Below are 13973 nucleotides of genomic sequence, written 5' to 3'. Positions count from 1 at the left end.
CAGCCTTGGAATCCTACATCTCCATTTGTCTGTTTGATGGCGTCGACAGTGTTGGGGCCGCTTCGCAGCCCAGCGGGGATAAATCCCCTCGCCACAGGTACTGTGGCTGGCTTTATTTCTCTGCATCAATGCGTGGGTTATTTGGGGTAAAGCGGTGGCAATCCCGAATCACCGGCTGAATCCAGCGCCCCTTCGGTAGGCGGGATGGTGCGGATGGCGCGCCACAGGTCTTCGCCTTGCCAATGCTGGCCGGTCTCGCTGTAGAGCGCGCCGTTGAGGCCGTCCAGGGCGTCGGACAGCGGCACGAAGCGCGCCGCCATGTCGGCCAGGGTTTCCGGCTGCTGGCGGGCCCAGGCATCCAGGGCCTGGCGGGTGGCGTGGGGGTCGTTGGCCAGGCAGGCGCGCTTGAGGTCGTCCAGCAGGGTGCGCGGGCTCGGTCCGGCCTGGGCCGAGCGCAAGATGGCCGGCTGCCAACGGGCACGCCACCACAAGCCAAAGCCGAGCAGCGTCGTGCAGGCCAGGATCAGGCTGCTCAGTTGCCAATACCACAGGGTTTCGCTGTCGACCGTCGTCACGATCTGCGCCGTGCCGGCGGGCGTATCCACCATCAGGCTCGGATTGTTCGCCACCTGCAGGGTCCGCGCCGGGAGGCTGGTGCGGTCCAGGTGATCTTCCAGGGTGTTCCACCAGACCACTTCCACCGGTGGCAGCTCGATGGTGCCGCTACGGTTGGGCACTAGCGCCTCGCGGTCTTCGCGGCTGCCCACCAGCCCGCGTTCACTGCTGCGGCTGCTGAGTACCGGCTGGTCCGGATAACGTCGCAGGCCATTGATCTCAGTGGCCGGCAGCGGTGGTAATTGGGCGCTGGCCAGGCCTTCGGCTTCCAGGGTCAGGCTGCGGGTCAGGGAGTCGCCCACCTGGCTGTGGGTCGGTTCCGGGCTCCAGCTTTCGCTCAAGGACAGGCTGCGTGCCGGCAACCAAGGCACGTCGGCCGGGTAACTGGCGGGCTTGGGCTTGACGCTCAGTTGCAGCAACTCGGAGCTTACCCGCATCAATTGGCCGGGCTTGGGGCCCGAAGGGACTGCGTCCTGGGCCACCGGTTCGACCAGGGTGGCGCTGAAGGTCTGGGCCGGGATCGTCAGTTCGCCGCTTCGCTGCGGGTAGATGCCATAACGCAGCTCGATCACGCCGTGGCGCACATCGTTGATGACCTTTTCATAGGTGCGCGATTCGCCCAGTTGTTCGGTGCGGGCATCGGGGATATGCAGCGGCGTCAGGCTGCTGTCGTCGTACAGCGACACCGAATGGTAGATGCGCAGCGTCAGGATCGCCTGGGCTTGTACGTACACTTGGGTCTGGTCGAGGCTGGCTTCGATGAACACCGGTGCCAGGGTCCCGGACGCATTGCGGGTTTCGCTTTCGATGACTTGCAAGGTGATCGGCTGGCTGGTCACTTCGCCCAGTTGCAGCGGGGGAATGATCACGGTACCGCTTTGGCGCGGCAGCAGGGTAACGATCCAGCGGGTGGTGGCGCGGTTCTCGCCGTCGAGGGTCGTCAACTGGTTGACCTGACGGGTGCCGCGCACATCGAACAAGGCCTGGAGCGGGCCCAGGTCGGGTTTGCCGAACAACGTGGCGTCGTTGGATTCCAGGGTCAGCTCCACCGTTTCCCCGGAGTTCAGGCGGCTGCGGTCCACACTGGCCGTCAGCTGTGCAGCCTGGGTTCCAGAGGCCCAGAGCAGCAAGACGAGGAGGTAGGCGGTGAAGCGGGTCATGGGGTTTTTCCCTGGGCCTGATGGCTTTGCTGTTCATACCAGAATTTACGCCTGAGCAGCTCACCGGGATTGTCCGGGATCTGGCGCAGCCATTGTTCCATTGCCTGGCGTTGTTCTTCTTCATTGCGCTGGCCGGCGGCGGGACGCAGCGGCGGCGTGGTGGTCTGCTCGTCAGGCAGCTCGCTGCCCGGCACATCCTGGGCGGTGGGCGCTTGTGCGGTCCGTGGAGGCTGGGATTCGTCCGGCGTCGCGGTGGCCTCGGCGGAGGGGTGCCCCGTCTCGGAAGATTGGCTCGTCGAAGCGCTATCCGGCGTTTGTTCGCCCTGGCCCGGCTCCTCGCGTTCGGCGGGCTTGGGCTCTGGCGTCGGTGGTGCCTGTTCGTTCAACAGGCTCTGCACCAGGGCCTTGTTGGTCTGGGCGGGGCGCAGGTCGGGTTGCAATTCCAGGGCTTGTTCATAGGCATCCAGTGCGGCTTCCAGCTCGCCGCTGCGAGCCAGGGCGTTGCCACGATTGTAGTGGGCACGGGCGTCGTTGCCTTCGGCGAAGCGCCGGGCGGCTTCGCTGTATTGGCCGGCTTCGTACAGGGCGACGCCTTGCCATTGGCTGTCTTCGAAGTGGACGGCGGCTTCGGCGGGGCGCTTTTGCTTGAGCAAGTGCTGGCCCTGTTGGTCGGGGCGCAGCCACAGGTCCTGGAATTCGAAAGCGTGGCCGGTTTGCGGCAAGACGAACAGCAGCGGCAGGCAGAACAGCCAGCCTCGACGCCCGGCGCAAGCGGCCAGCAGCAACAAGGGCAGGAGCAGCCAATAACCCTGGTCGGCCCAGGTGTCCAGGCGCAACGTCTGGCCGTCGCTGCGCAGATGGCGAGGACCGTCCAGCAGACCCAGGCCGCGCAGGTCGCTGTCGTCCAGCCGCGCCGGTCGGTAGCGGCCGTCCAGCTCGTTGGCGAAGGCCTTGAGGCCCGGGCTGTCCAGGCGCGGTACGAGGATCGAACCCTGGGCATCCTTGAGGTAACTGCCATCTTCCTGGGCCACCGGTGCGCCTTCGCGGGTACCGATGCCCAGCATCAGCCATTGTGTGGCGGAACCGTCCAGGACCTGGCGGATGCCTTCACGTTCCTGCTCGTTCAACGACGAGCCGATCAGCAGGATCCGACCGTGGCCGAGTTCACCCTGGTCCAGCAGGGCCATGGCTTTATGAACGGCCAGGTCGGCGCGATGGCCGCTTTGGGGCATGATCGACGGCGCGAGGGCTTCGAGCAGGTTGGTGCTGGTGGCCAGGTCGTCGGACAGCGGCACCAACGTGTGGGCGCTGCCGGCATAGACGATGATCGCGGTCTGGGCATCGCTGCGGTTCTGCAGCAGGTCCAGCACCTTGCGTCGGGCCTGTTCCAGGCGCGTGGGCGGGACATCGGTGGCGAGCATTTCCGGGGTCAGTTCCAGTATCACTACCAGCGGATCGGCGGGTTTCTGGCTGGTCTGTTCGACCCGCGCCCAGCTTGGCCCCAGCAACGCCAGCACGATCAACAGCCAACCCAGGCCCAGGGCAATCCATGGCAGCCGGCTTTCCCGGCCACTGCCGCCACTGAGCAGTACGGCGTGGAAGGCCGGCGGCAGGATCATCTGCCAGCGGCCGAGCCGTTTCTGCCGATGCCACAGTTGCCAGAGCAACCAGCCCAGCAACGGCAGCAGCAACACGAACCAGGGGCGCAGCCAGTGTGGCCAGAGGGCGATCATCGACGCCTCCGCAAGCGCAGGCGCTTGAGCCGCTGGCGCCACTCGGTGTGTTGGGACGGCTGGAACAGCGGCTGGTTGAACAGGCGTTGCAGTGGATTGTCCGGCCAGCGCGCCCGGGCCACCAGCAATATGCTCAACAGCAGTGCAACGACCAGGGGCCAGTGATACAGCGCCAGGGCAGGGCGCGCCTGGGTCGGTTGCTGGGTCACCGGTTCGAGCTGGTCGAGGGTGCTTTTGATCGCCAGCAATTGCTCACCATCCTGGGCACGAAAATAGCGACCGCCCGTGACCTGGGCAATGTCCTTGAGGGACGGTTCGTCGAGGTCCAGGCTAGGGTTGACGCCGAGGAAGCCCGCCGTGCCACTTTGTTCCGGGTCGGCACCAATGCCGATCGGGTAGATTTTTACGCCTTCGTCGGCGGCCAGCCGCGCGGCGGTCAGCGGGTCGATTTCGCCGCCGTTGTTGGCGCCGTCGGTGACCAGGATCAGTACGCGACTGTGGGCCGGACGCTGGCGCAGGCGCTTGAGGGCCAGGCCGATGGCGTCGCCGATGGCGGTATTCTTGCCGGCGATGCCGATGCGCGCCTCGTCGAGCCAACGACGCACGGTGCGGCGGTCGAAGGTCAGCGGCGCCTGCAAGTAGGCCTGGCTGCCGAACAGGATCAGGCCGACCCGGTCACCTTCGCGGCCTTCGAGAAAATCCCCGAGCATGTGCTGGACCAGCGCGAGGCGACTGACTTCTTCGTCCTTCCACTGCATGTCGGGAAAGTCCATGGAGCCCGAGACGTCCACCGCCACCAGCAGGTCGCGACCGCTGGCGGCAATGGGCAGCGGTTCCCCCAGCCACTGCGGTCGTGCAGCGGCGATCAGCAACAGCAGCCAGAGCAGGATAAAGGGCGCTTGTTGCCGCCAGGTCGGCAGATTGGCCCGGGCCCGACGGCCCACCAGGCCTTCCAGGTCGCCGAGGAAGCTGACCTTGAGCGCCGGCTCGCCGCTGTCGGCCGCCGGCAGCACCAGGCGCATCAGCCAGGGCAGCGGCAAGAGGGCGAACACCCACGGCCAGGCGAATTCAAACATGTTTGCGAATCCAGATTTCGACCGCCTGGGTCAGGCCGGCGATGGCTTTGTCATCGAGCTTGCATTCGGGCTTGTAGGCGCCTTCCACCAGTACCATCCAGCGCGTCAAGCCAGCGGCCGGGCAACGGTTATCCAGGAAGGCCAGCCATTTGCGCCCGTTGAGGGTGTGGCTCTGGCTGTAGGGGTAGTGGTTGCGGCACAGGCGCTTGAGCAGCCCGTTGAGTTGCTGCAACCAGGCACCGGCCGGTGCGCCGTCGTAGGGCTTGGGCAGTCGGGCGAGTTCGGCCAGTGCGGCCAGGCGCACCGGGTCCAGGGGTTGCTCGCTGCGGTTGGCGGTGCGCTTGGCGGGAATGAACCGGCGCAATTGCCACAGCCCCAGGCCCAGCAACGGCAACATCAGCAGTAGCAACCACCAGCCCGGCGCGGGCGGCCAGAAGCCAATGGGCGGTGGCGCCATCAGCGGCTGCAATTGATCGAGGCTGCTCATCGGCTTTTCCCAGCCCGCTTGGGGTTCAGGTATTCGCGCAACTGCTCGACCATGTCGCCCTGGGTACTCAGGGGCATCATCAGGATTCGCAGCTTTTGCGCCAGCAATTCCCAACGCGTCTGGCGTGCCTCGGCCTGGGCGCGATAGGCCTGGCGCAGTTCGAAATTCAGGGTGTCGAGCTCCAACTGCGCGCCACGCTGGGCGAAGCGCAGCAAGCCGGCGGCGGGCAAGGCGTGATCCAGTGGGTCCGACAACGGCAGCAGCAGCAGGTCGCAATGGCGCGACAGCAGGCTCAGTTGCTGTTCGGCGCTGTCGGACAACGCACGCTCGTCGCAAATCACGATCACCAGGCTGCCGGGCCGCAGCACTTCCCGGGCCCGACGCAGGGCGATGCCGAACGAGTCGCGGTCCGGCTCGCCCTCGGTGTGCAGTGACTGATTGACCCGCACCAGCCGGTTGAGCAATTGCAACAGGCTCTGTTTGCTGCGCCGCGGCTTGACCTCGTAATGGGTGTTGTTACCGAACACCAGGCCACCCACCCGGTCGTTGTGCCCCAGCGCGGCCCAGCCGATCAGACTGGCGGCCTGGGCAGCGAGCACCGACTTGAACATCAGCCCCGAGCCGAAGAACAGCCGATGGCTTTGCTCGATCATGATGAAGATCGGCCGCTCCCGCTCTTCGTGGAACAGCTTGGTGTGGGGCTCCTGGGTGCGGGCGGTGACGCGCCAGTCAATGGTGCGTACGTCGTCGCCGGCCTGGTAGACCCGCACCTGATCGAAATCCACCCCGCGCCCGCGCAGCTTGGAGTGATGCAGGCCGATCAGCGGGCTGCGCTGGCCCGGTGTCGAGAACAGTTGCACCTCGCGCACGCGATGGCGCATCTCGATCAGCTCCGAAAGGCTGACGCGGATGCCCGGTGCGGGCGCCAGAGGGTTATTCATGACTCATGCTCAAGCGACAGCGACGACGTCGAGAATCCGCTGCACGACCCGATCCTGGTCGATGCCGGCGGCCTCGGCTTCGAACGACAGTATGATGCGATGGCGCAGCACGTCGAAGAGCACGGCCTGGATATCTTCCGGGCTGACAAAGTCGCGCCCGGCCAGCCAGGCATGGGCACGGGCGCAGCGGTCAAGGGCGATGGAACCCCGCGGACTGGCGCCGTAGGCAATCCATTCGGCCATTTCCGGATCGAACTTGGCCGGGTTGCGGGTGGCCATGATCAGTTGCACCAGGTACTCCTCCACGGCGTCGGCCATGTACAACCCGAGGATTTCCTTGCGTGCGGAGAAGATCGCCTGCTGGCTCACGCGGCGCTCGGGCTTGGTCTCGCCGTTCAGCGCTTCACCCCGGGCCTGCTGCAGGATGCGGCGTTCCACGGCAGCATCGGGAAAACCGATCTTGACGTGCATCAGGAATCGGTCGAGTTGGGCTTCGGGCAGCGGGTAGGTGCCTTCCTGCTCGATCGGGTTCTGCGTGGCCATCACCAGGAACAGCGGCGACAGTTCATACGTGCTGCGTCCGACACTGACCTGGCGCTCGGCCATGGCTTCGAGCAGGGCCGACTGGACTTTGGCCGGGGCACGGTTGATTTCGTCCGCCAGCACCAGATTATGGAAGATCGGCCCTTGCTGGAACACGAAACTGCCGGTTTCCGGCCGGTAGATTTCCGTGCCGGTAATGTCGGCGGGCAGCAGGTCAGGGGTGAACTGGATACGATGGAACTGCGCTTCGATACCCTCGGCCAGCTCTTTGATGGCCTTGGTCTTCGCCAGCCCAGGCGCGCCTTCCACCAGCATATGACCGTCGGCGAGCAAGGCGATGAGCAGGCGCTCGATGAGTTTTTCCTGGCCGAGAATCTGCGTTGAAAGAAAGGTTCGCAGCGCAAGCAGCGCTTCACGATGTTCCATCGGTGACTGTTCCTGGAAAGGGTGGCCCCAGGCGTTCGGATAACGCCGGGGCTGGGGGCGTTACTTTAATGCATGGCAGGGGGTGGCGACTAACGGGATTTTGATTGGCCGTGTGAATTGTGATCGGCTTGGAAAGATTGTGGGGTGGGTTTGCTTGCCATGAATCCCACCCGGACAGGCGCACAGCCCCCGGTGGCGAGGGAGCTAGCTCCCGCTTGACCGGGCTGGCGCTCCAGTGCGAAAGCACTCACAAAGTGAAGGGGTGTTTATCGGGATGTAGGAGTGCTCTGGAACAGGCTACGTTGTCTTGCGCCGTTGCCTACAACTGCGCCAGAATCCGCCGGCTTGTGCGCTTGGGAGGCAGGTTCTATCGTTTCCGGGTCGCTGATGAATCAGCGATCGGGTTTGGTAGCCCGGCTTTTGACTTGTCGCACAGCCCCTGTAACAGAGGCCTTTTTGGTATCTGTTTTATGGCGGTCATGCGCAGGGCGTCTTCGGACGCGCCGGTTCTCCAAGTCACCGGTCTACCAACCCGCGTATGGCCGCCACCTTCGTTTGGTAGCGAGGTTGATGGTCTCCTTTTTCTGATTTGGAGATTCATTCATGTTCAAAGTAACCCCGAACCCACCGAACACCGATCCAACGTCACCGCGTCCAAAAACCAAGTCTCAAAAACACGACGAAGTCACCGACCGAGTCCTCGACCATTACCTGAACCCCAAACCGGACAAACCCGAAGCAGAACCTGCCCTGGGCCAACTCTTCACCGTCAACAAAGACATCGACACCGAAAGCCTGCTTGCCAACCTCAGCGAAACCCTGGCTTCGGCCAATGCCATGGTCAATGACCTGGCCTTCGACCTGGACGGTTCACGCCGGCATTTCCTCCTGGGCATTCAGCAACTGATCGAACTGGGCGGTCTGCTGGCGAACCGTGCACTGGACAACATCGAAGCCCGTCAGCCGACATAGCCCTTGTGGCATTCCTTAAATCCTGGGCAAGCCGCAAAAACCTGTGGGAGCCGAGCTTGCTCGCGATAGCGATGGTTCAGGCTCCATCTAGTTGACTGTACCGCCGCCATCGCGAGCAAGCTCGGCTCCCACAGGTTCTGCGGCAGGCCCAGGATCTGAGTGTTGCCACAGCCCCAATGTGGGAGCGAGCTCGCTCGCGATGACGGCAGCAGATCCACCACCCTATTTCGCTAGCTCTGCATCCGAATCTCATCCACCAGCAGCTTGACTGCTGGCCTGTCGACCAACTCCCGCCACGGACCATCGTCCACGATTGCCCCGTCATGCATCACAATGACCCGATCAAACCGATGCAGGTGGTCAACGTCATGGGTGACACAGATCAACCCCTGCCCAGCAAAAACGTCGAATAACAGGTCCCAGAGGGGCGTGGTCAGCCTGGGTTCGATGGATGCGCTTGGCTCGTCGAACATATTGAATTTTCCGGGCTTGTTGATCAGGCGCAGCAGCGATAGGCGTTTGGCTTCACCTCCCGAGATATTCGATGCATTTTCGCTGACTTGACGTGTTGTCACGATCTCATCCAGTTCCAATTGCTGTATGGCTCTAGACAAAATCGGCGATGCGTTGCCTCCGAACAGAACCGATTGTTCAAAAAAGCCTTCCAGAAACCGTGGTTGTTGGGGACAGTATCTCAAGGCGTCCAGGTGAGCTTGACCGGTCAAAAGTGAGACCGGTGCCGAGTCGATACTCAGTTGGTCTCGCGTTGATGCATCAAGTCCGGCGAGCACTTCCAGAAAAGTGGTTTTGCCTGCACCGCTAGGGCCCGTAACGGCCACTGACTGCCCTTGAGTAAATGCCAGGGAGCGCTTGATCGACAGGCGAAGCGGTCCTGCTCCTGCCACTTCGCAGGGGCCGAGTTCCAGGACTGAGGACCGCTGGAAATCGACCCACGCCAGCCGATTGCTGCGATCGAAATCCGGAAGTGATAGCAGACCTTGAAATTGATGCTGGTCTGCAAGGAACTGATCAAGAACACGATACCCTTCAGTCAAGGTCGAAATACTGAGCAGATAGCTTCCCGCGATTGAAAAAATGGCAACCAACTGCCCGACACTGATACTGGGCTGACCCGACAGTTGGTCCACGACGCCCCAGTAGAGCAATCCCCCAGTGGAAAGGCTGATGAACAGTATCTTGGCGGTGCTCAGCAGGCCGCCCGATGATGCTGTAGTCACCGCAGCGTTGGCATAGCCTCCGAACGCCGCGTTCAACGGGCGCAGGGCCGTAGGTATGGTGCTTTCCAGTTTTATGACTTTTCCTGCGTTGAGGGTGTTGTAGAGGTGGGCACTTAATTCATCTTCCTGTTCATTGACTGCATCGATGTGCTTTCTCCGCCATCTGATGATTTTATGGGTAGCAGCCAGATAGATGATTCCGAACGCCGTCATGCTCAAAAAGATTTCACTGCCCCCAATATAAATAAAAGCCGCCCCAACAACTAGGAACTCCAAGAGTACGGGGAGCGCAATGGTCACAATGAACGTTAGCAGTTGTTCGTGAGCAGTAATTCCGCGCTCGACCGATTTGATGAAGTGGCCGATCCTCCAGGAATTGAATAACGAAAACTCCTTGCCCATGAGTTCGGTGATCCACTCGATGGACGCATTCATGATAATGCTTTGTACCAGCTTGGACAGCGCATGGATTTGCAGCGGAGTGATGATGGCATGAATACATCCCGCGACAATCAAGCCTGTCGTCAGTGCGAGCAGCGTGCTGGATGCTGGGTTTCTGTTGCCTTGCAGGGTGTCGATGATGGTTCCAAGTAACAGTGGCGGGGCGAGTGTGATGAGTTTGAGTGCGATGATCGTGACTATGGTCACTGCTAGGAGTTTGGTGTGTTTTTTATAGGCGTTTTTTATCATTGTGCGGATGCTGTGCATGTACTCGCTCCTGGTCGATTCGTGTTTCGGTAGTTCAACCGCGCAACACGTGCTGAGGCGCCACCAAGCGACCGCTTCGAATGATATTGAAGCGCTCAAGTCCTGGGATATAAACTTGAGTGACAAGGCTGTTGCTTGAAAAACGGGCTACGGTTCGACGGAATATTTTCAATCCTGTATTTGATAGGTTTTTTTGCAGTGTTTCTAATTGTGCGGAAACTGTCGCGGAGCCGGTGTGCGCAGGAATATCAATAATAGGAAGTGTCGCACTTGTGACTGGTGCGAAGTCAATTAGATGTTTAAGGTGCTTTGATTGAGATAGTAAATCAAAAGCTTCTCTATCTATAGATTCTTCAGTTGCATCATATAAGTCCTCGGACTGGAACTGTTCAGTTACTGCCCTTTGGATTGCAGTATGGATTTCAAGTGAGCATCCGGAGCCAATGGGTGAAAGATGGTGAGGTCCAGGGCCTGCTTTGGGAAATGCCACGGCAAAATAAACTGACAGCACATCCTTGATAATAATCACTCGCAGTTTTCTCACTGATGCCAAGGCAGAGGGGTGACCCCTCAGCGCTGTTTCAAGCAAAGCGGTAGAAGGTATGTACAGTTCTATTGCCGGGCCGAGGCCACAGATAGTCATATAGAAAAGAGACAGGATATGCCTCTCGATTATTTCGTGCGTACCATGTAACAGTGCTTCGTTCTCTGTGCAACCAAAAGCAATTCCTGAGTTTGATGAGTAGCGAGATAGAAAATGCAATGCGGAATTCGAATCTTCGTGGACGGATTGCGTCGTTTCAGGGCATAGAAGGGCGCAAGGGGCGAATAACTCTTCATTGTTGTCGAGCGACGTAAGCCTATAGCATTCGATTAATCTTCCGGTGTGAGGCAGGCTGGTAAAAATCCCATCTTCTGTGACGGCTTTTTGAGTAGCTATCTTATCGGAGCGATACCGTGGGGGAGAATCAGCAAGCGGCTGAAAGGTGCTGAAGTGTTCAATGCTTTCTGCCAGTGCGCCTATGAGTGAGTCTGGTCCCTTGCCAGCCCCCGATTCAACTAGATTATCGTTGCCATCAAACAACTCAGCCGTCGCTACTAGCTTGGATGGTGTCGTGTACCGTGTTACTGCACTGAGGCCCAGTGTATGAAGCGTGGACATGATATTGAATAGCGCTTCGGTGGGTGCCAGTTCTCGTTCGGACATATGAATCTCCGTTAATAGATGCCGGAAGGAGATCCTTCCGGCATCTGTTCGTCGATATTTAATCGGTCACTGGTTTAATTGATCAGTGACGCAAAAAAATCGGCTTCCGTTTCGAGGAGGCCTTTAGAAAAACCTAATGCCTGTGGCAGACCAAAGAAGGTATTATTTATTTCAGAGCGTTTCCTGCCCATGTCGATTTACTCCAATGTAGTTAATGGGTGTCGCGACGCGAGTGCCCAACTTGCGTGTGTTCGCAAGTTATTAATTAATAACATTGAGGTGGGGTGAAGGCTATTGCGGGACTTCCGAGGCTGTCGTAGGTTTGTTCTTGCTGTTGAGTAGGAGGGCGATGTAGGAATGTAGCTGCTTTGTTGAAAGCATTGTTTCTCGCTACTGTTTTCGTCGTTTGGAATGTTTATAATTTTAAGAACGGATCGAAAGGGCCATCCGACAAGGCTGCAGAGGTGTTATAAGGCGGGGGTGTCCGGGGAAGTTTGTGTTGCGTGCAGGTCTGAATGGACACGGTTGCCATCGCGATCCTGCTTGCGATGGCATATTCGAAGGCGGCAATACGTCAGTCTACCCACGCCCCCGCATTCACCAGATTCGCCGGTCGCTCCCCCGCCAATGCCGCCAACAGGTTGCCCACCGCACAGCGCGCCATCGCCTCCCGTGTCTCATGGGTGGCCGAGCCCATGTGGGGCGTTGCCACCACGTTGTCCATCTGCAACAGCGGCGAATCGGCATTCAAGGGCTCGTGCTCGAACACATCCAGTCCCGCGCCACGGATCTGGCCGTTGCGCAGGGCGTCGATCAGTGCCGCTTCGTCCACCACTTTGCCTCGGGAGATATTGATGAAGAGGGTCTCGGGACGCATTCGGGCAAACGCCTGCGCATCGATCAGCCCCTGGGTTTCAGCCGTCAAGGGCAAGGTCAGGCAAACGAAGTCCGCCTGCTGCAACAATGTTTCGAGGCTGCAATAGCGTGCGTTGAAACGCTGCTCGACCGCGGGCTTGGGCGAATGGCTGTGGTAGAGCACCGGCATGCCGAAGCCGAAGTGCCCGCGCTGGGCCAAGGCTTCGCCGATGCGCCCCATGCCGATGATGCCCAAAGTCTTGCCATGGACATCGGTACCGAAATGCCGGGGGCCGATGCTCTGTTGCCAGCCGCCTTCGCGGACCAGGGTGGCCAGTTCCACCACGCGGCGGGCGGTTGCCAGGATCAGGGCGAAACCGGTGTCCGCGGTGGTTTCGGTGAGCACGTCCGGGGTGTTGCTGAGCAGGATCCGACGCTCAGTCAAGTAGTCGATGTCGTAGTTATCGACCCCCACCGAGACGCTGGCGATGGCTTGCAGGTTCGGCGCCAGGTCCAGCAGCGCCGCATCCAGCTTGAGGCTGGCGCCCAGCAGGCCGTGGGCCGTGGGCAGGGCGTCGCGCAGTTGTGCCAGGCCTTGGGCATCGAGGCGTTCGATGAGCGTGACTTGGGCCTGGGCTTGCAGACGAGCCATCAATTGAGGTGACAGCGTTTTGTACAACACCACGTGCTTTTTCATGGATGGGTCTCGATTCAGGAACGGGCGGGCGCCGGGTTTGGCGTCGCGGGGTGGGAGACGGTCCGGTCGCTGGCGCCGGGCTTGAGGGCGAGGGTCAGCACGACCGACAGCAGCAAGGCGCCGCTCATCAGCAGGAAGGACATGCCAGGGGAACCGGTGGTGCCGTTGAGGTAGCCCACAAGGTAAGAGCCGCCGAACGAACCCAGCGCGCCCATGCTGTTGATCAACGCCATGGCGCCGCCGGCGACATTGGCGGGGAGGATTTCCGGAACGATGGCGAAGAACGGACCGTATGGCGCGTACATGCAAGCGCCGGCGACCACCAGCAAGCCATAGGACCACCAGAAGTGCTCGGCTCCCAGCAGGTAGGAGGCGTAGAACGCGATGGAGGCAATCAGCAGCGGCGGCCAGACGAAACGCTTGCGCTTCTGCGCCTTGTCCGACGCCCAGGACACCACCAGCATGCCGATCACCGCGGCCAGGTACGGCAAGGACGACAGCCACCCGGCCTCGACCATGTTCATCTGCAGGCCAGCCTTGAGGATCGACGGCAACCACAACACAAATCCGTAGACGCCGATGCTCCAGCAGAAAAACTGCAACGCCAGGATGATCACCTTGGGAGAGCGGAAGGCTTCGGCGTAGTTCTTCACCGCCTTGATGCCGACCTGTTCGGCCGCCAAGGCACTTTCCAGATCATGTTTTTCCTGGTCGCTGAGCCACTTGGCCTGGGCCGGGCGATCATCGGCCAGGCGCCACCAGACAAAGGCCCAGAGCACCGCCGGCAGGCCCTCGATGATGAACATCCAACGCCAGTCGAATTGCTGCACCAGGTAACCCGAGACCACGGACATCCACAGCATGGTCACCGGGTTGCCGAGGATCAGGAAGGTATTGGCGCGCGAGCGTTCGGCCCGGGTGAACCAGTGGCACAGGTACACCAGCATCGCCGGCATCACCGCGGCCTCGACCACTCCGAGCATGAAGCGGATCACGATCAGCCAGTAGGCGTTGGCGACCACGCCCGTCAGGGTGGCCAGCGAACCCCAGAGGATCAGGCTGACGAAGATCAGCTTCTTCACGCTGTGCTTTTGCGCATAGATCGCCCCCGGGACCTGGAAGAAAAAGTAGCCGAGGAAAAACAGGGCGCCCAGCAGCGACGAGAGCCCTGGGGTGATCATCAGGTCCTCGGCCATGCCCGAGGCGGCGGCAAATCCATAGTTGGCCCGGTCGAGGTAGGCCAGGCTGTAGGTGATGAAGACGATGGGCATGATGTACCACCAGCGGCGGGTGGCGAGGTTGAGCGTTTGCATGT

11 protein-coding genes are annotated in these 13973 nt (G+C 60.8%); 1 reads left to right on the top strand and 10 read right to left on the bottom strand.

Annotated elements, in window-relative coordinates; all coding sequences use genetic code 11:
• Positions 1-137: 137 nt before the first annotated feature.
• Genes AB7M32_RS20445 through AB7M32_RS20420 form a run of 6 tightly spaced genes read right to left on the bottom strand, consistent with a single transcriptional unit; the run spans position 138 to position 6981 of the window.
• Positions 138-1775 (bottom strand): BatD family protein, encoded by a 1638-nt coding sequence (locus AB7M32_RS20445; RefSeq protein WP_454251143.1) that lies wholly within the window; start codon positions 1773-1775, stop codon positions 138-140.
• Positions 1772-3508, bottom strand: a complete 1737-nt coding sequence (locus AB7M32_RS20440) for a tetratricopeptide repeat protein (RefSeq protein ID WP_454251142.1) — start codon at positions 3506-3508, stop codon at positions 1772-1774. Before AB7M32_RS20440 ends, AB7M32_RS20445 begins: the two co-directional genes overlap by 4 nt.
• On the bottom strand, positions 3505-4584 hold the full coding sequence (locus AB7M32_RS20435) for a vWA domain-containing protein (RefSeq protein ID WP_072404507.1): 1080 nt from the start codon (positions 4582-4584) through the stop codon (positions 3505-3507). The genes AB7M32_RS20440 and AB7M32_RS20435 overlap by 4 nt, the downstream gene beginning before the upstream one ends.
• Positions 4577-5071: a DUF4381 domain-containing protein gene (locus tag AB7M32_RS20430; RefSeq protein ID WP_454251141.1), complete on the bottom strand. Its 495-nt coding sequence runs from the start codon at positions 5069-5071 to the stop codon at positions 4577-4579. Before AB7M32_RS20430 ends, AB7M32_RS20435 begins: the two co-directional genes overlap by 8 nt.
• On the bottom strand, positions 5068-6012 hold the full coding sequence (locus AB7M32_RS20425) for a DUF58 domain-containing protein (protein WP_454251140.1): 945 nt from the start codon (positions 6010-6012) through the stop codon (positions 5068-5070). Before AB7M32_RS20425 ends, AB7M32_RS20430 begins: the two co-directional genes overlap by 4 nt.
• Positions 6013-6021: 9 nt before the next feature.
• Positions 6022-6981 (bottom strand): AAA family ATPase, encoded by a 960-nt coding sequence (locus AB7M32_RS20420; RefSeq protein WP_039589986.1) that lies wholly within the window; start codon positions 6979-6981, stop codon positions 6022-6024.
• Positions 6982-7584: 603 nt separating this feature from the next.
• Between AB7M32_RS20420 and AB7M32_RS20415 the strand changes: the two genes are divergently transcribed.
• Entirely contained in the window at positions 7585-7953 is a 369-nt protein-coding gene (locus tag AB7M32_RS20415) for a DUF6124 family protein (protein ID WP_454251139.1), read from the top strand.
• 230 nt (positions 7954-8183) lie between these two features.
• Here the strand turns inward: AB7M32_RS20415 and AB7M32_RS20410 are convergent, their stop codons facing one another.
• The 4 genes from AB7M32_RS20410 to AB7M32_RS20395 all read right to left on the bottom strand — a co-directional run bounded on the left by AB7M32_RS20410 (position 8184) and on the right by AB7M32_RS20395 (position 13971).
• Positions 8184-9899, bottom strand: coding sequence for an ATP-binding cassette domain-containing protein (locus AB7M32_RS20410; protein ID WP_454251138.1), 1716 nt, complete (start codon positions 9897-9899; stop codon positions 8184-8186).
• Positions 9900-9933: 34 nt separating this feature from the next.
• Positions 9934-11106 carry a YcaO-like family protein gene (locus tag AB7M32_RS20405; protein WP_454251137.1) on the bottom strand — a complete coding sequence of 391 codons (1173 nt, stop codon included), beginning with the start codon at positions 11104-11106 and terminating at the stop codon, positions 9934-9936.
• A 574-nt stretch (positions 11107-11680) separates the two neighbouring features.
• The gene (locus AB7M32_RS20400) at positions 11681-12658 is read right to left on the bottom strand and encodes a 2-hydroxyacid dehydrogenase (RefSeq protein ID WP_454251136.1); all 978 of its coding nucleotides are present in this window, start codon (positions 12656-12658) and stop codon (positions 11681-11683) included.
• A gap of 14 nt (positions 12659-12672) precedes the next feature.
• Positions 12673-13971, bottom strand: coding sequence for an MFS transporter (locus tag AB7M32_RS20395; RefSeq protein ID WP_072349259.1), 1299 nt, complete (start codon positions 13969-13971; stop codon positions 12673-12675).
• Positions 13972-13973 lie beyond the last annotated feature (2 nt).

This window comes from Pseudomonas sp. R151218B TE3479 (assembly GCF_053629195.1).
The sequence above is the reverse complement of the archived record's forward strand: the minus strand, read 5'-3'. Positions and strand labels throughout refer to the sequence as shown.